We start from the raw sequence: 17,458 nt of genomic DNA, 5'->3' as shown, positions 1-17,458 counted from the left end.
TACCGCTCCTTGGGAAACGGCCAGCTTGATCTCAACGTCATGAACCTCTTGAACCCCTGACGCCCTGTCCCGGCGTGAAAGGGGGGTGAAGTTGTCTGCGAATGGCATCAGATTCGGCATGAATAATCCGTGAAGATTTTCACAGTAGGCAGACGTAACCGCGTTGTGGTCTGATGGCACGGCGTCGTGACAGGGCCGTTTTCGGCAACTGCGCTGAAAGGCATCGTGGTGATGGTCGTCAATGATGCATCCGAGCAAGCTGCCGACACGGCAGCGCTCAAAGCCAGCGGCGCCACCGTGCGCTTTGTGACGATGTAGACGACCGACCCGCGACAGGAGAACGTGCAGGATGCCTCGCAAGGGTTGGATTGCGTTGCTGGCTGCGGTCGTGCTGATCAGCGTGGCCGCGGAAGTCGTGTTGCATCCAGTTGTGCATGCGTCGCCCGACGCAGCGCGGCTTGCCCGGCGCATTGCGTTGGGCAAGCAGCTCTTCAACGATCCATCGTTGAGCGCCGATGGCGCCGTGCGCTGTGCGTCTTGCCATATGCCGGACAGGAGCTACACGGATGGGCGTGCCGTGGCCATCGGGGTATATGGGCATACGGGTACGCGCAACACGCCGAGTCTCCTCCCTATCGCCGCAGCGAACGAATCCACCTTTTTCTGGGATGGACGCCGCACGACACTTGAGCAGGCCGTGCTCGATCCCCTCACCAATCCCGTGGAGATGGGCCTTCACGATCAGAGCCAACTGTTGCGGCGGATCACGCGCAACGGTGCGTACCGCACGGCATTCGCGCAAGCCTTTTCTGACGGAGGCGTTTCGCTCACAGCCACCGAGGTCGGCACGGTCCTCGCCGCCTATGTGCGCTCGTTGACGCCGCCCGAGAGTCCGTTCGATCGTTATCGGCGCGGTGATCGCGCTGCGTTGAATCCGCGCGCACAACTCGGGCTGGCCTTGTTCCAAGGCAAAGCCGGCTGTGCGGAATGCCATCGGCTCGACGGTTCGTCATCGGCGTTCACGGATCATGCCTATCATCGATCGGGTGTCGGCCTGGATGGCATTGCCGCGAACCTGTCCGCACTCACCCAAGGCGTGATCACACGATCGCTACAAGGTGGCGCCATCGGCGATCGCGTCGCCACGCAGGCGGACGAAGCCCAGCTTGGGCGGTTCAATGTCACGCTGGACCCGGCGGACATCGGGCTATTTCGCACGCCATCGCTACGTAGTGTGTCCCACACGGCGCCGTACATGCACGATGGCAGCGTACCAACGCTGGAGGATGCGATCGATCGCGAAGTGTATTACCGCAGTTTGCAGGCAGGACGGCCATTGAATCTCAGCGTGGAGGAGCGGCTTGATCTCGCCGAGTTCCTGCGTTCGCTTTGAGAGTGGCGAGATTCGTTGGACAAACGCCAGGATGCGTTCTGTTGTTGCTGATAGGTGACACGACGGTTAGGCTGCATCAGGGCTGGTTTCGAGTGATGGTGGGATGTCTGATGACACCATCTTATCACTCGAGCCAGCCCTTCTTACCTGTAAGATCAGCGAGTTGCAGCTTAAGTAAGTGCCATTCTCCTCAGACCTTGCTTTCATTACAAAACGTTGAACGATTTCTTGCACATCCATAGGCGTAGCGACGCGCATGAGTGAGAATAGATGGATGCCGCGTCGCCAAGCCATTCAACCTGTCGTCCACGAAACGCCCCAGCCTGAGCTGTTCCTCAACCGCGAATTGAGTGCGCTTGAGTTCAACTTCCGCGTCCTCGCCCAAGCCCGCGATCCGGACATATCGCTGCTGGAACGCCTGCGCTACCTGAGCATTGTCGCCAGCAATCTCGATGAGTTTTTCGAGGTCCGCGTGGCGATGCTCAAGCAACGCCACGCGTTTGGCTCGGCCGCACCCGGTCCGGATGGCATCAGCTCGGGCGAATTGCTCATGCATATCCGTGAGCGCGTGCTCGACCTGGTCGGCGCGCAATACACCACTTGGCAAGATGAGCTGGGCCCTGCTCTGGCCGCAGACAACATTCACTTCGTCACGCGCAAGCAGTGGACCGCACGCCAGCGCCGCTGGCTGCAAGGTTATTTCGAGAACGAGGTGTTGCCGGTGCTGTCGCCACTCGGCCTCGACCCGGCGCATCCGTTTCCGCGTATCCTCAACAAGACGCTCAACATCGCGGTGGTGCTGCAAGGCCGCGATGCGTTCGGTCACGAAGGCCATATGGCGCTGGTGCGCGCACCACGTTCGCTGCCGCGCATCATCCGCATTCCCCATGAAGTCAGCGGCACGGGCGATCATTTCGTGTTCCTGGCCGAGCTGTTGCAGGCATTCGTCGACATGATGTTCCCTGGCTTCAAAGTCGCCGGTGCGTATCAATTCCGCGTCACCCGCAACAGCGAGCTGATCGTTGAAGAAGAAGTCGACAACCTGGCGCGCGCACTCACCGAAGAACTGATCGGCCGCGGCTACGCCCGCCCGGTGCGCCTGGAAATCGACACGGATTGCCCGCCATCGATCGTGTCAATGCTGATTGACAACTTCGAGTTGGAAGACACCGACGTCTATCGTTGCAACGGTCCGGTCAACATCATCCGTCTGGGGCTTGTTTACGACGAAATTGATCGCCCCGACCTGAAATTCCCGCACTTCACACCGGCCATGCCGGGCGCGTTCGGCACGGGCAAGAAAAAGATGTTCGACACGCTCAGCCAGCACGACATCCTGCTGCACCATCCCTATGAATCGTTCAGCGCCGTGGTGGATCTGCTACGCGAAGCCGTGCAGGATCCGGATGTATTGGCGATCAAGCAGACGCTTTATCGCGCCGGTAAGGACACCCCGCTGGTCGATCTGCTGGTGGAAGCCGCCCGCAATGGCAAGGACGTCACCGTGGTGATCGAATTGCGGGCACGCTTCGACGAAGAAGCTAACATCCGTCTCGCCGAGCGCTTGCAGGAGGCCGGCGTGCAGGTGGTCTACGGCGTGGTGGGTTTCAAGACCCATGCCAAGATGATGCTGATCGTGCGGCGCGAGCATGGCCACCTACGCCGCTACGTGCATCTGTCGACCGGCAATTACCACCAAAGCAACAGCCGCCTCTATACCGATATCGGCCTGATGACGGCCAACCCCGAGATGGGCGAAGACCTGCACAAGGTCTTCCAGCAACTGTCTGGCCTTGGCCCGTCGATCAGCCTCAAGCAGCTACTGCATTCACCATTCACGCTGTACAAAAGCGTCGTCGAAAAGATCGAGCGCGAAGCGGTCCATGCTCGCAGCGGCAAACCGGCACGCATCGTGGCAAAACTCAATGCTCTGAACGAAACGCATGTGATCGAGGCGTTGTATGCCGCGGCGCAGGCGGGAGTGGACATCGACCTGATCGTGCGTGGCGCCTGTACGTTGCGTCCGGGCATTCCGGGGGTGTCCGAACGCATCCGCGTGCGCTCCATCGTCGGACGTTTCCTGGAGCACAGTCGCGTGTACTGGTTCGAAAACAACGGCGAGCCGGACGTGTATTGCGCCAGCGCCGACTGGATGGAACGCAACCTAATGCGCCGCATCGAAGTAGCTTTCCCCATTCTCGATCCGGCGCTGGCGCGGCGCGTCTATGACGAAACGCTGGCCAATTACCTGGCCGACAACACGCAGGCGTGGCTGCTGGACAGCGATGGACATTACACACGCGCCACACCCGGCGAGTATCCGCCGCATTCGGCGCAGCAGACGTTGCTGACATACCTGTGCGGCAACAGCCTTGCCAAATCGGCTGGTAACTAGCTGGTTGATGACCGGTGCATACGTGCGAAAATTATCGCTGTTACCTGAGTTATCCTCCCCCTCCAAGCCGTCATCCCAGCCTGCACTAGGATGACGGCGATGACACACTGACCAGGAGCCTTGCGTGAACCTCGGCGACCCGATGCAGATCAAGGATGGCGAGCTGATGGCTGCCGTCGATATCGGTTCAAACAGTTTTCATATGGTCGTTGCACGCATGGAGCACGGCGAACCGCGCGTGATCGATCGCTTGCGCGAGACTGTGCGCATGGCCGCCGGTCTGCGCGCCGACGGCACCCTGGAGGCCGAGCATCGTGCACGCGCGCTGAACTGCCTAGCCAAGTTCGGCCAGCGCATCGCCGGCATTTCCACCATGCGCATACGCGCGGTGGCCACCAACACGGTGCGACGACTTGCTTCACCGCAGGCATTTCTCACTGCCGCGGAAGCTGCGCTGGGGCATCCGGTAGAGGTGGTCTCCGGCCGCGAGGAGGGCCGCCTGATCTTTCTTGGCGTGGCGCACGACCTATCCGCCTCGCGCGAACCGCGCCTGGTCATTGACATCGGCGGCGGCAGTACCGAATTCATCATCGGCCGGGGTCTTGCGCCGATGCATACGGAAAGCGTCCAGATCGGCTGCATTGCCTCCACCCAACGCTTCTTCCCCGGCGGCAAGCTCACACGCAAGCGCTGGCAACGCGCCCGCGACGAAATCGGCGTGCTGCTACAGCAGTTCTCCGAGGAATACCTGGAAGCCGGCTGGACGGATGCCTACGGCTCCTCAGGCAGCGCCAAGGCCATCGGCACCGCCTTGCAGGCCATGAAGTTGTCTGACCATGGCGTAACGCCAGCATCGGTTGCCGTGCTGCGCGACGCCATGCTTGATCAGGGCCAGATCAGTACGCTCAAGCTGCCCGGGCTGGCCGAGGAACGGGCGCCTGTGTTTGCCGGCGCCGTGGTGATCTTTGAAGCCGCCTTCGCCGCACTGGGCATCCAGCGCCTGCAGGTGTGCGAAAGCTCGATGCGCGAAGGCTTGCTATGGGACCTGATCGGCCGCGCCGGCGGCAGCGATCCGCGCACTGCCAGCATCGACGCCCTGGCCAACCGCTATGGCGTTGATCGCACCCAGGCGCGGCGGGTGGAGTCCACCGCGCTGATGCTGTTCGACCAAATTGCTCCGACCTGGAAGCTCGACGCTGAAGCGCGCGAGTGGCTGTCCTGGGCATCGCGTGTCCATGAAATCGGCCTGGCCATCGCACATAGTCAATACCACCATCACGGCGCCTATATTTTGCGCAACGCCGACCTGGCCGGTTTCTCGCGGGAAGAGCAGCATCTGTTGGCCGCCATCGTGCAGGCGCATCGCCGCAAGCCAGACAAACCCATCTTCTCCGCCCTACCGCAGCGTCATCGCCAGCTCGCCAAGCAGATCACTGCCGTGCTGCGCCTAGCCGTACTGTTCCGTCGCTCACGCCGCGCAGAATCGCTGCCGCCCTTGCACCTGTCCGCCACCAGCCAGCGACTCCACCTGTTACTGCCGACCGGATGGCTGGACCAGCATCCGCTCAGCCAGGCCGATCTGGAGCAGGAAGTCACGCCGATGTCGGAGCTGGGTTTGACGCTGGCGCTGTCCGCGGCGGAGTAGCACTACATCCATGTTCAGCCCATGTGAGCCATAGCTACCTTCAGCCGCGTATCATGAGCGGATGTCTATGCGCCGCCACCCGATCATCATGTCCAAGCACCTGCTGACCGCATTCTTTCTGCTCGCCACCCCGCTTGCCATGGCGCAGACCGCCAAGCCGGCAGCCACTGCCGCGCCGCCGGCGGCAGCTAGCCCGAGCGTTGTGTTGCATACCTCACAAGGCGATATCACGCTGCAACTGCTCGGCGACAAATCACCTAAGAGCGTCGCCAATTTCCTGCGTTACGTGCACGAAGGTTTCTACGCAGGCACGGTTTTCCATCGCGTGATCCCCGGCTACCTCATCCAGGGCGGCCTTTACACCAAGGAACTGCAACCGCGACGCACGCATTCGCCCGTGCAAAGCGAAGCCGACAATGGTCTTTCCAACCAGCGTGGCACCGTAGCGGTGGCACGCGGCGCGGATCCGAATTCCGGTACATCGCAGTTCTTCATCAACCTCGTTGACGATCGCCGCCTTGACTATGTCGGCAACCAGAGCGGTCTCACCTGGGGCTACGCCGTGTTCGGCAAGGTCGTGAAGGGCATGGATGTGGTCGACAAGATCGCCAACCTGCCCACGCGCGGCCAGGGCCCGTTTGCCGCCGACGTACCCAATCCTCCGGTAATCATTGAAAGCGTCAACGTGGTCGGCGAAGCGACGCCTGCTGCATCCAGCTCGACGACATCGGCATCCGGCAGCACGTCGACCAAGTCTCCATGAGCACGCTGTTCATCGCCGACCTGCATCTCGACGACAACCGCCCGCACATCACTTCGCTATTCGAGCACTACCTCGCCAGTGACGAAGTCCGCCACGCCGATGCGCTATATATCCTCGGCGATCTGGTCGAGGCCTGGATCGGCGATGACGACGATGCTGTCTTGCTGGCACGCATCGCCCGCGCCACACGCGCCGTGCGCGGTGCCAGTGTCCCGGTGTACTTCATGGTTGGCAACCGCGACTTCCTGCTTGGCGAGGCGTTTGCCGAACGCGCCGGTTTCACCCTGCTCGAAGATGGCGCCGTGCACGATCTCTACGACACCCCGACCCTGCTGATGCATGGCGATGTCTTGTGCACCGACGACGTCGCTTATCAGGCAGTGCGTCGCAACGTGCGCACGCCGGAATGGAAGGCGCAGATCCTGGCGATGCCGCTGGATGCGCGCCGCGCCTTTGCGGCAAAGGCACGTCAGGACAGCCGCGCGCATACCGGCAGCACGCACGAGACCATCATGGACGTGAACGCCGTGGCCGTGGCCGATGCCATGCGCGCAAACGGTGTCAGGCACCTTATCCACGGACATACGCATCGCCCGGCCATTCACCACTTCGATCTGGACGGCCATACGGCCGAACGCATTGTCCTGGGTGACTGGTACGAACAGGGATCGGTGCTGCGCGTCAGTCCGGAACGGCGGGATCTGCGTAGGTTGGGGTGAGCGCACGCGAACCCCAACATCGCCATGCATATGCCGGTATGAATATATGTGCCGATGGCGCCAATCGAGTACTGGCAATGTTGGATTACGCTGCACTAGCCCAACAGTCACGCAGAGCGCGGCACTCGCGATGATGGCTGTCCAGGGAAAGTTTCTGCCAGTCTTACGAAAATAACTAAAAGCCTTGTCATCCCAGCGAAAGCTGGGATCCAGCGCCTTTGGCGCATCGAAGACACTGATAGGGGTCGGGAAGGATCTCACCTCCCCGCCCTCCGAACCGTACTGGCGGATCTCCCGCATACGGCTCTCCAGTCAGATGTGTCCTCGATGGGAGTGGAGGATGGCTTGCCGAGCGGTGATTGAAGAGAACAGCCCGCAAGCCGCAAAGTAGTTGCTGCGCCAGCGCTGGTGGGCGCGCAGATGCTTGGCGCTTCCACGCCAACCGATCCGATACGCCAGGATGCGTCGAAGCCGATAACGAATGTGGGCATCCCGATTGGCCAACACGCGCTCGTCGGCATGCTTGAAGTAACCGAACACACCTCGGAGCCAGGGGTTGATGTCCTCGATCAAGGCCGTCAGCGACCGCCCCGCTTTGCGCGGGGTCAGTTGCGCTAATTTCTTATACAAAGCTTTTCGCTTCTTCGGCTTGATCGTTCGTTTCAGACGGCCATCCTCGGCCAGATAGAAACGATATCCGAGAAAGTCAAAGTGACCTTCTTGTTGGCTCAAGTTCGCGATCCGTGTCTTGTCCGGATGCAGGCTCAACTGCGCCGCCTCCACCCAGTGCCTGACCTCGGCAAGCGCCGCTTGGGCTTCCTCTTGCGTCCGGCATAGCACCACGAAGTCATCGGCATAGCGAACCATCCGATACCCTCGTTCGCGCATCCTGACGTCCAGTGGATGCAGGTAGATGTTGGACAGCAACGGGCTTATAACGCCACCAACAACAGAGCAAACTGTCGCTTAAAATGGGGCCTGCGCATTTCAAGGGGGTGTTTGGCGCCGTGGTCCAGAAGCTGCTCCAAGGTTGATGTGGACCTCGTCCTTGAGACGGTCACTCCCACTGACAGGAAGGTGCGGTGATGCGCCGAGGACGTAAACAATGGCGGGTACATCTGGCCTTCGAGCCGAACCGCCACGCCCAGGAACAGCTGCAAAAGGCGTACGAGCAAATCAATCCCATCGAAGCACGGTCCACGGCAAAGCCGTCCGCGAAGCCGTCTGCAGTGACCAGGCAAGCGACCACCAAGCGAGGTAGACGATGAGCAAAGATACGATGGTCGCGCTCTATGCGCGGGTATCCTCCGAGCAGCAAAACAAACGCGGCACCATTGAAAGCCAGCTGGCTGCACTGAAGGAGCGTATTTCAGCTGATGGCGCGCAGATCGCCGATGACATGTGTTTCGTTGACGCTGGCGTGAGTGGTGCGACGCTCATCAGGCCACAGCTAGAGCGACTCAGGGACTGTGCTGCGCTCAGCACGATCGACCAGCTCTACATCCTGTCACCGGACCGGCTGGCGCGCAAATATGCGCACCAGGCATTGCTGATGGAAGAGTTCACAGCTTGTGGCATGCAGGTCGTGTTCCTCAATCACGCCATCGGTGCGTCACCGGAAGAATCACTGCTACTGCAGATGCAGGGCATGATCGCGGAATACGAGCGGGCGAAGATCACCGAACGTCACCGCCGTGGCAAGCTTCACGGCGCAAAACGTGGCAGCGTCAATGTCCTGTCCGGGGCACCCTACGGCTACCGTTACATTCGCCGGCAGCTCGATGGAACGCCGGCCCGGTACGTGATCGAGCTACCCCAAGCAGCGACGGTCCGGGCAATTTTCCAGTGGGTGGGAATGGACCGCTTGAGCATAGGGGACGTGGTACGCCGCCTCACCGAGTCGGGTACTGTGACGGCGTCAGGCAAACCCTATTGGGATCGAAGCGTGGTGTGGGGCATATTGCGCAATCCCGCGTACATGGGGCGGGCTGCGTTCGGCAAGACGAAGTCGTGCGATCACCTGCAGGTGCGCGTGCGTGCCCAGCGTCATAGTGCTGACGTGCCAAAAAAACCGCATTCAACAACACGTACCGACCCACAAGACTGGATCGAGATTCCGGTGCCAGCCATCATCAGCGCGGCGCTGTTTGAATCGGCGCAAGAACAACTCGTCGAGAACCGCAAGCTGGCACGCCAGAGGCGCGAGAGTGCGCCGCTGCGTCTGCTGCAAGGACTGACAGTCTGCGGTCAATGTCACTACGCTTACTATGCGAAAAAGGTGAGCAAGGCCGCGTCCAAGAGCCATCCGCGAGACTATGCCTATTATCGCTGTGTTGGAACCGACGCCTATCGTTTCGGCGGTCAACGCATCTGTGACAATCTGCAGGTTCGAACGGACAAACTCGATGATCTGGTATGGCAGCAGGTAGTGGAATTACTTAGACATCCGGAGCGATTGAAGAACGAATATCAGCGTCGACTGGATATGATGGAGCGCAATGAAAGAAATAGCTTCGATACGAGCAGCCTTGAAAAGCAGCGGTTGCAACTGGAAAAAGGCAAGTCCAGGCTGATCGATAGCTATGCAGATGGGATCATTGATAAGACCGACTTTGAGCCGAAGATGCAGCAACTGAAGGGCCGGCTTGAGCAGATTGACCAGCAGATCCTTGAGTCAAGGCAACAAGGGGCCGTACAACGCGAACTATTTCTGGTCATCAATCGGCTTGAGGAATTTGCAGGTGCCCTTAGCAAGAAACTTGGCACGCTTGACCTGGAAACGAAGCGCAGGATCGTATTGGGCCTGGTCAAGCGCGTCGAAATCCACAAGGACGACATCGTCGTTGTGTTCAGGGTTGATCCGCAGCCGGGAGCGCTCACCAGCGAGGATTCGAATGATTCGGGCGACGGAATGAAAAGTATGCAACATTGTTCGAGGCGTCAGCGGACCACCTTGCGGTGTACCGGTCTCTCGCGCTCCGATCATCCCATCACGCATCAGCCCCGCTTCCAGGTAACGACGAATCAGCTTGAGCACCCGTTCGTCTTCCACATGCCGGGCCACCCGCGACATCAACATGTCGTGGTTGACCCGATCAAAGAACTTCTCCAGATCAATGTCCACCACCCAGCGGTGTCTTTGCTGCACATACTGCCTTGCCTTTGGCTAACTCTTCCCCTTGACGGGCGAGTCGAGGACTTGCACCTCCTCTCCTAGCAGGTGCGCCCTGCCGGGCGCACACAAAAAACGGCCGGTATCCAACGATACCGGCCCCATTCGACTCAAGGAGTTTTATTGATGAAACCGCTTACAAATCCAAGCCGAAGCCCATGCCCACATTGGCATCCGAACCGCTGAACGCACCACCAATACTGAAGCGCGCACGCTCATTGATAGCCTTGGCGTAACCCACCGCCATCGCAGACTGGCCACCCTGGTAACCAACACCCATCGAGAGGCGACCATTACCCGGCATCACGCCCGCGGCGTTCACCGCCATCTGCGTGCTGGCCGCGCTCATCGCGCCCATGCCATTGATGCGCTTGTCGATCTGGCGGAACTTCTGATTGGCCCAGTCCTGCACACCGTTCACCGCATCCTGTACCTGACCCCAGTTCGCCGCATCCGTACGCTGTGTACCAGCCGCCACGTTGGTGATCTGGCGCTCCTGGCCGGGCGCACCCACCGACACCGTGTTGTCGCGGTCAGCCACCGAACCTGCACCCAACGCCACCGAGTTGTTGCCCGTGGCGCTAGCATTGGAACCCAGCGCGGTGCTGTTGGTGCCGGTTGCGCTGGCGCTTTCGCCGACCGCCGTGCTCCCGCTGCCGGAAGCCACGGCATTGGCGCTGTTGGCGGTGCTGTTGGCACCCGAAGCGATGGCACCTGCACCGGTCGCCGTGCTGTTGTCACCCGATGCCACGGCACCATTGCCCACCGCCGTGCTGTTCGAGCCGGACGCATCCGCACCGTCGCCCACCACTAGACTGTTGTCACCGCTGCCGCTGCCCGGGCCATAGACCGGATCACCGCCGCCGGGGCCGGAATTACCGATCGTGCCGTCTTCAATGCCTTGTTCGATCGTGCCCAGGCGGCCGTCCAGGTTGCCAATCTGACCGCTGAGCGAGTCGTACTGGCTCTGGAAATCCTGCTGCATCGAGAACAACTGACCACCGTTCACCGCCTGCATGCTGCCGGCCGCGATCAGGCCCGGTGCCAGCTTGTCGATCACTGTGCCGTTCGTGCCACCCAGTGTGGCGGAGGCCAGCGAGTGATCGTCATACGAGATCACCGTCATCGGATCGCCGGAAGGATCGTACAGACCCGCTGCCTTCAACTGCGACATCGTCACCGCATCGTCATCGCTCACACCGTTGGCCACGCCGGTCAGGATGCGCATGCCGTCGGTGCCGGTGAAATCCACCGCCGCACCGCCGGTTGCTGCGCCCACGGTTAGGTTGGCACCCAGTGCGGACTGCTGCACCAGACCCACGCCACCGTTATCGAGCTGATCTTTCAGATTCGTAATCGCTCCTTCGTTGACGGTCACGCGACCATCCAGGTTCGTCACGCGGGTGGAAAGGTTGCTTACGTTGGTATTGAGCGTGTTGATGTCGCCGATGTTCTGCGCCACCTGATCGTTGGTGGCTTTCAACTGCGAACCGTTGACTGCGTCGGTGCTGGTGTCGGTCAGTTGGCCGTCTGCCACACCGGTGAGCGTGCGTGCGCCAGCCGTACCGGTGAAATTCACCACGGTGCCATCGGTGTTCGCACCGACGGTCAGATCCGCACCCGCCGCCGACTGCTGCACCAGACCCACCGTGCCGCTGCCGATCTCATCGGCGAGTTTGTTGATGTCCTGGGCGTTCGTGGTGACGCGGCCGTCGATGTTGGTGATGGCGTCGCTCACGGACGTGACCGTGGAGCCACCCACGTTGTAGGCCGGCAGCGTGATCGAACCATCGGGGTTCAGCGTCGCGCCACCGCCCAGTGCGGTGACCAAGCTGCTCGACACGCCATGCAACTGCGAGCCGTTCACCGCATCCTGGCTGGTGGCGGACACCACGCCGTTCGCCACGCCGGTCAGCGTGCGGGTGCCGGCTGTGCCGGTGAAATTCACCGCTGTGCCGTCAGTGTTCGCGCCTACGGTCAGGCTCGCACCCGCCGCCGACTGTTGCACCAGGCCCACCGTGCCGTTGTTGAGGCTGCTGGTGAGATGGCTGATGTTGGTGGTGTTATTAGTGACCGCAGTGTCAAGGCCAGTAAGCGCTGCGCCTACCGTGGTGAAGGTGCCACCGTTAGTCAACGTATAGGACGGACCAGTCACGGCGCCGGTAGTCGTATCAAGCGTCGCACCCAGCGCCGTCAAGGTTGGCTGCAACTGGCTCACGTTCACCACATCGTTTGCCTGCGTACCCGCCGCCACGTTGGCGATCTGACGCTGAGTCGTTGAGCTACCTACGGAAACCGAATTGGCCCGGTCCGCAACCGAGTTGGCGCCGATCGCCACGGCATTGGCTGCTGACGCGCTAGCAGAAGCACCGATAGCCACGCTGGTGCTGCCACTTGCATTAGATGAGGCACCAACAGCCACTGCATTGGCGACCATGGCATGGGCAGAAGAACCCACGGCGACGGTGACATCTCCTTGAGCCTGAGCGCCGCCACCTAAGGCGGTAGCGATGGCGCCGTTAGCGATGGAACTATCACCAAGAGCTACGGTAGCGGTGCCAGATGCGTTTGCCCTATAACCTACGGCAAGTGCGGCCTCAGGCGCACTACCATGCGCACTGCTGTTCGCAATAGCGCCATTACCGATGGCAATTTCGGTGATAGCGTTTGTGGAAGCACTACCGTCAACCGAAGCAGAATAGCCCGGCCCCGTGTTGACGCTGATCGAATCAGTGCCTATGGCACTACGAGACGCCATAGCGTTCGAAGTGGCCGGGATGTTGTCATTGACACAGACGCCATCGGTCAGCGTCAGGTCTGCGGTGCACGTGGCGGCAGGTGTTTTGCCCACCTTCGCCTCCACAGCCAATGCCACACCGGCGTTGAGGCTCAGCACTATGGCTGCGGCGAGTGCACCAACAGTGCGGCTCTTTTTCTTGCAGCCCTTAGCCAGCTCAGAAGCAGCAACGAACGAACCGGTAGTCGCGTTCCAGACAAGCTTGTAAATCGTGTTCATTAAAAAAACTCCTCAAAAACTCTAGTCGAAGGGGATGCCGGATGTGGCATCGCGAGTGGCCAGGGTCGAGGTGACGCCATAAGCCTGTTGGCATCGAACAAGGCGTTCTGCTGAAACCACAGAAGCAGACGATAGCGAGTGTGGCAGCTACCAAAAAACGCGTGCTGCATGCACTGCCATCGTTTCGACTAGAGCATTTCAGATGACCCGAATCCTTAGGGACATAGAACTATTCGCAATTCGGCCGCACTCATACGGCGACGCGCCTTCGCATACGGCGGGGGTTCAAACTGTCAAATAAAACTTCAAAGAAAACTTCTGCAAGATGGTTTACACCATCCGATTACACACATTCGAAACATCTGATAGGTAAGCCCCTCTCCCTTCGGGAGAGGGTGTCGGCAGACGGGTGAGGGTCCGGGCGAAGCGAGCGATTCAGTTCTCGCACAAATCTTCGTTTTCGCGCCCTGGCCGCACCCTCACCCCAACCCCGGAAGGAGAGGGGCTCACGCCCTACTCACCCGGCCTGACATCGAAAAAAGATGTGTGTAATCGGATGGGTTTGCACGCCGCACAGACATGCATATCTCTACGCCCACTTGCACTCAATAGGTTCCCTCTCGCGCCAAAAAAGCCTAAAGTGCGTCTTTCCCCACATGGCATATCCCATGAGCTACTCCGGTCAGACACGCTACGCTCAGGAGCTGCGGTCCATCCGCGAACAGGGCCTGTTCAAGGCCGAACGCGTCATCACCTCGCCGCAATCTGCCGAGATCGAGCTGGAAGGCGGCCGCAAGGTGCTGAATTTCTGCGCCAACAACTACCTGGGGTTGGCCGACCACCCCGAAGTGATCCAGGCCGCCAAAGAGGCGCTGGATACGCACGGCTTCGGCATGGCCTCGGTGCGCTTTATCTGCGGCACGCAGGATCTGCACAAGCAGCTGGAAAAAAAGATCGCCGACTTCTTCGGCACCGAAGACACCATTCTCTACGCCGCCTGCTTCGACGCCAACGGCGGCCTGTACGAACCGCTGCTGGGTGAAGAAGACGCGATCATCTCCGACGCGCTCAATCACGCGTCCATCATCGACGGCATTCGCTTGTGCAAAGCCAAACGTTTCCGCTACGCCAACTGCGACATGGCCGATCTGGAAAAACAATTGCAAGCCGCCGATGCGGCCGGCGCACGCACCAAGCTGATCACCAGCGACGGCGCGTTCTCGATGGATGGTTTTATCGCGCCGCTGGACCAGATCACCGCATTGGCCACCAAGTACAACGCGCTGGTGCATATCGACGAGTGTCATTGCACCGGCTTCCTTGGCCCCCACGGCCGCGGTTCGGCGGAAGTGCACGGCGTGCTGAACAAGATCGACATCTTCACCGGCACGCTGGGCAAGGCACTCAGCGGCGCGCTGGGCGGCTTCACCACCGGCCACGGCGAGATCATCGAGATGCTGCGCCAGCGCTCGCGCCCGTATCTGTTCTCCAACTCCTTGCCGCCGCACGTGGTCGCCGCCGCCATCAAGGTATTCGACATGCTGGGCTCAGCGGGCGACCTGCGCGAACGCGTGCAGGAAAATACGCGCTACTTTCGCGAGCAAATGACCAAAGCTGGCTTCGACATCAAGCCCGGCGTGCACCCGATTGTGCCGGTGATGGTGTACGACGCCAAGAAAGCGCAGGCCATGGCCACAGCACTGCTCGATGAAGGCATCTACGTCACCGGTTTCTTCTACCCGGTGGTGCCGCAAGGCCAGGCACGCATCCGCACGCAGATGAGCGCGGCGCATACGCGCGAACATCTGGATCAGGCGATTGCGGCGTTTACCAAGGTGGGGCGTGCGCTGGGAATATTCCAAACTTAAGGTTCATGCCGATCAAGTTACCCATGAATTCCACCAACGACCCAATAAAATGAAACAACTTCATTCAGTTAATCCATATTTAAATGAAAATAAAATATTAGATGTATCAAATGACTCGCCACTACTGACAAATAGTGAAGCTCAAGGACTGAAGGCGCTTTCAGAGCCGAAAATATTTGCGCTGAATGCCCATGACATAGTCAACCGTGATTCCGTTATCGAAAAATGTCGATCCTTAACAAATCACTCAAAACGAACGCATCGCATCTGTGAAATAAATACTGTTAAAACAGATAACGGCCTGCGTCTAGAATTTAATGATAATCCGTCGATAATGCCGATCTCAGGTATACTCAATACGCAGACGGCCTTCAAGAATGACATCATTGCAACGACCAATGTCGTTGCGCTGACATTAAGCGTATTGGAACAGTCGGGGCAACTTCAATACTTAAATGATAATATTGATTCATTTATAAAAGAAGGATTTTATCCTGTTATAACCGTAGATTATTATGGTGATAGAAGCACCGACGTAAATACAGTCGGCTTCCATAGGGATTCCACCGGATCGACGCTTTTTGTGGACTTGATATATAATACTGATCATGCCATTGATGGTCCTGAATATATAAAACACGTAGGCTGGAATCAAAAATATTTTCAGACATTTGTCCAGCCAAATATGCCAACTACCGCATTAGAGCATATCGCCGCGGAAAGTATTAATCCTGATGGCGTGGACGAAGAAATTAAGCTGTGTCGAATTCCGGCAAACGGAGTAGTTGGTTTCACTGATACACTTATTTTTCATTCAACACCCCAGGAAGCGAGCCGCGCCGCAACCAAAGAAGAGCTATTCAATTTTTTAAAAACAAAAGAAATTGACTCAAATGGCAGTTTAATATCTACCCCATATGTGTTTAAACATGCCTGCCATATAATCGATCCCAATACATTTAATGGCAAAGAATTAGAAGATCTTCAAAAATACATAAGCGAAATTCCTCAAAAGGATATGCGTGATTTTCATAAGCTTGTGGATAAGTGCATGCCGATTGCACACCTTATACTAAATTCGCAAACCGGCGATAAGATATATCAAACCGATTTAACAGACGCCCTGATCGATGGCAACTTTTGTGTGAGAGATATTATTGATTTCGAAAATGCACTTTATTACAACGGCCTTCATAAAAACCCGCTAGATCGGGTGGCGTTAATCAATTGTGGAAATACCTGTCACTCGCGACTAACTTCCACAACTTTTCCAATTGATGGAAAAATGAAAAGAGAGAAGAGTATTGAGCGCATGAGTGATCAGGGAAGCAACCAATCGAAGAGGAGTAGCAGTGTCACGTATAACAACGTAGCGTCAAATAACGGCGCGCAACCCAGAGAGTTTTTACGTCTTTGGGTACAGTTCAAAAAAAGTGATCCTACATAACTGCTTTCGAAGCACGATAAACCATCGCAAAGATGGCGCGCCAAGGGAAGGCCGCAACGTGTTGAACGCGCGACAACCCCTCCTGAATGGCCCCTTCCTAACGCGAAAACGGATCGAATCGCGTAATCTATGTCGCTCATCGTCGGGTTGACACCCGGCGCTCGTACGGCAAATGGCCCCCAGCCCTCCCCGCGAGCAAGCCGCTGTGCCGCACAGCGTGCATTACCCTAACGCACAACCCGAGAAGATTAACCATGGTGGCTTTGGCGACCGAGCAAGTTCTTGATGTCCATCACTGGAACGACAACCTTTTCAGCTTCCGCACCACGCGCGATCCAGGCTTCCGCTTTGATAGCGGGCAGTTCGTGATGATCGGCTTGGAAGTGGATGGCCGGCCGTTGATGCGCGCCTATTCGATCGCCAGCGCGGCGTGGGAAGAACACCTGGAATTCTTTTCGATCAAGGTGCCAAATGGTCCGCTCACCTCGCGCCTGCAGCACCTGAAGCCCGGCAACTCGCTCACCATAAGCCGCAAGCCCACCGGCACCCTCGTGCTGACGGACCTGAAGCCCGGCAAGCATCTGTATCTGCTCGGCACCGGCACGGGCCTTGCGCCGTTCATGAGCATCATCCGCGATCCGGCCACCTACGCGCAGTACGACACGATCGTGCTGGCCCACGGCGTGCGCCAGATCAACGATCTGGCTTATTCGGACTACTTGCAGAACGAGCTGCCGCAGCACGAATACCTTGGCGAGCTGGTGCGCGAAAAACTCATCTATTATCCCGCCGTCACCCGCGAACCGTTCCGCCATCGTGGACGCATCACCGACAACATCGTCGATGGCGCGATGAGCCAGGCGATCGGCCTACCGCCACTCAATCCGGAAATCGATCGCCTGATGCTGTGCGGCAGCCCCGCGATGCTGGATGACCTGTGCGCCCTACTCGATGCGCGTGGTTTCAAAGCCTCGCCACGCACGCGTGAGCCAGGTGACTACGTGATCGAGCGCGCGTTCGTCGAAAAGTAGGGTGTGTAT

The 17,458-nt window shown here is 58.8% G+C and carries 12 protein-coding genes; 10 read left to right on the top strand and 2 right to left on the bottom strand.

The features are described 5' to 3' along the window. Positions 1 to 186 precede the first annotated feature (186 nt). The 6 genes from EO087_RS16880 (at position 187) to EO087_RS02890 (ending at position 6,915) form a co-directional block, all read left to right on the top strand. The gene (locus EO087_RS16880) at positions 187 to 318 is read left to right on the top strand and encodes a hypothetical protein (protein WP_255417040.1); all 132 of its coding nucleotides are present in this window, start codon (positions 187 to 189) and stop codon (positions 316 to 318) included. A 31-nt stretch (positions 319 to 349) separates the two neighbouring features. Further along, positions 350 to 1,393 (top strand): cytochrome c peroxidase, encoded by a 1,044-nt coding sequence (locus tag EO087_RS02910; protein WP_128897569.1) that lies wholly within the window; start codon positions 350 to 352, stop codon positions 1,391 to 1,393. A 274-nt stretch (positions 1,394 to 1,667) separates the two neighbouring features. Continuing rightward, a complete protein-coding gene (gene ppk1, locus EO087_RS02905; protein ID WP_128897568.1) occupies positions 1,668 to 3,788 on the top strand; it encodes a polyphosphate kinase 1 in 2,121 nt (706 codons plus the stop codon). A 142-nt stretch (positions 3,789 to 3,930) separates the two neighbouring features. Beyond that, complete coding sequence (locus EO087_RS02900) at positions 3,931 to 5,433, top strand: Ppx/GppA phosphatase family protein (protein ID WP_128899784.1); 1,503 nt, start codon at positions 3,931 to 3,933, stop codon at positions 5,431 to 5,433. 88 nt (positions 5,434 to 5,521) lie between these two features. Next, positions 5,522 to 6,196 (top strand): peptidylprolyl isomerase, encoded by a 675-nt coding sequence (locus EO087_RS02895; protein WP_128899783.1) that lies wholly within the window; start codon positions 5,522 to 5,524, stop codon positions 6,194 to 6,196. Then, complete coding sequence (locus tag EO087_RS02890; protein WP_128897567.1) at positions 6,193 to 6,915, top strand: UDP-2,3-diacylglucosamine diphosphatase; 723 nt, start codon at positions 6,193 to 6,195, stop codon at positions 6,913 to 6,915. The genes EO087_RS02895 and EO087_RS02890 overlap by 4 nt, the downstream gene beginning before the upstream one ends. Before the next feature lie 312 nt (positions 6,916 to 7,227). Here the strand turns inward: EO087_RS02890 and EO087_RS02885 are convergent, their stop codons facing one another. Beyond that, positions 7,228 to 7,803: a reverse transcriptase domain-containing protein gene (locus EO087_RS02885; protein WP_128897566.1), complete on the bottom strand. Its 576-nt coding sequence runs from the start codon at positions 7,801 to 7,803 to the stop codon at positions 7,228 to 7,230. Between the two features lie 376 nt (positions 7,804 to 8,179). On the opposite strand from EO087_RS02885, the gene EO087_RS16875 reads away from it, so the two are divergent. Further along, a complete protein-coding gene (locus EO087_RS16875) occupies positions 8,180 to 10,132 on the top strand; it encodes a recombinase family protein (RefSeq protein ID WP_128897565.1) in 1,953 nt (650 codons plus the stop codon). 91 nt (positions 10,133 to 10,223) lie between these two features. Here the strand turns inward: EO087_RS16875 and EO087_RS02875 are convergent, their stop codons facing one another. Beyond that, entirely contained in the window at positions 10,224 to 13,103 is a 2,880-nt protein-coding gene (locus EO087_RS02875; protein WP_128897564.1) for an ESPR-type extended signal peptide-containing protein, read from the bottom strand. Between the two features lie 668 nt (positions 13,104 to 13,771). On the opposite strand from EO087_RS02875, the gene kbl reads away from it, so the two are divergent. From kbl to EO087_RS02860, 3 genes are all read left to right on the top strand, one after another. Next, positions 13,772 to 14,971, top strand: a complete 1,200-nt coding sequence (gene kbl, locus EO087_RS02870) for a glycine C-acetyltransferase (RefSeq protein WP_128897563.1) — start codon at positions 13,772 to 13,774, stop codon at positions 14,969 to 14,971. Further along, positions 14,946 to 16,418: a hypothetical protein gene (locus EO087_RS02865; protein ID WP_128897562.1), complete on the top strand. Its 1,473-nt coding sequence runs from the start codon at positions 14,946 to 14,948 to the stop codon at positions 16,416 to 16,418. Before kbl ends, EO087_RS02865 begins: the two co-directional genes overlap by 26 nt. A 254-nt stretch (positions 16,419 to 16,672) precedes the next feature. Then, a complete protein-coding gene (locus EO087_RS02860) occupies positions 16,673 to 17,449 on the top strand; it encodes a ferredoxin--NADP reductase (RefSeq protein ID WP_128897561.1) in 777 nt (258 codons plus the stop codon). The last annotated feature ends 9 nt before the right edge of the window (positions 17,450 to 17,458 follow it).

The organism is Dyella sp. M7H15-1 (assembly GCF_004114615.1).
Lineage (GTDB): Bacteria > Pseudomonadota > Gammaproteobacteria > Xanthomonadales > Rhodanobacteraceae > Dyella_B.
The sequence above is the reverse complement of the archived record's forward strand: the minus strand, read 5'-3'. Positions and strand labels throughout refer to the sequence as shown.

Bases quoted from the DNA above. Each gene is read 5' to 3' on its own strand.
- EO087_RS02910 (WP_128897569.1), top strand. From the start codon at position 350: ATGCCTCGCAAGGGTTGGATTGCGTTGCTGGCTGCGGTCGTGCTGATC.
- ppk1 (WP_128897568.1), top strand. From the start codon at position 1,668: ATGCCGCGTCGCCAAGCCATTCAACCTGTCGTCCACGAAACGCCCCAG.
- EO087_RS02900 (WP_128899784.1), top strand. From the start codon at position 3,931: ATGCAGATCAAGGATGGCGAGCTGATGGCTGCCGTCGATATCGGTTCA.
- EO087_RS02895 (WP_128899783.1), top strand. From the start codon at position 5,522: ATGTCCAAGCACCTGCTGACCGCATTCTTTCTGCTCGCCACCCCGCTT.
- EO087_RS02890 (WP_128897567.1), top strand. From the start codon at position 6,193: ATGAGCACGCTGTTCATCGCCGACCTGCATCTCGACGACAACCGCCCG.
- EO087_RS02885 (WP_128897566.1), bottom strand. From the start codon at position 7,803: ATGCGCGAACGAGGGTATCGGATGGTTCGCTATGCCGATGACTTCGTG.
- EO087_RS16875 (WP_128897565.1), top strand. From the start codon at position 8,180: ATGAGCAAAGATACGATGGTCGCGCTCTATGCGCGGGTATCCTCCGAG.
- EO087_RS02875 (WP_128897564.1), bottom strand. From the start codon at position 13,103: ATGAACACGATTTACAAGCTTGTCTGGAACGCGACTACCGGTTCGTTC.
- kbl (WP_128897563.1), top strand. From the start codon at position 13,772: ATGAGCTACTCCGGTCAGACACGCTACGCTCAGGAGCTGCGGTCCATC.
- EO087_RS02860 (WP_128897561.1), top strand. From the start codon at position 16,673: ATGGTGGCTTTGGCGACCGAGCAAGTTCTTGATGTCCATCACTGGAAC.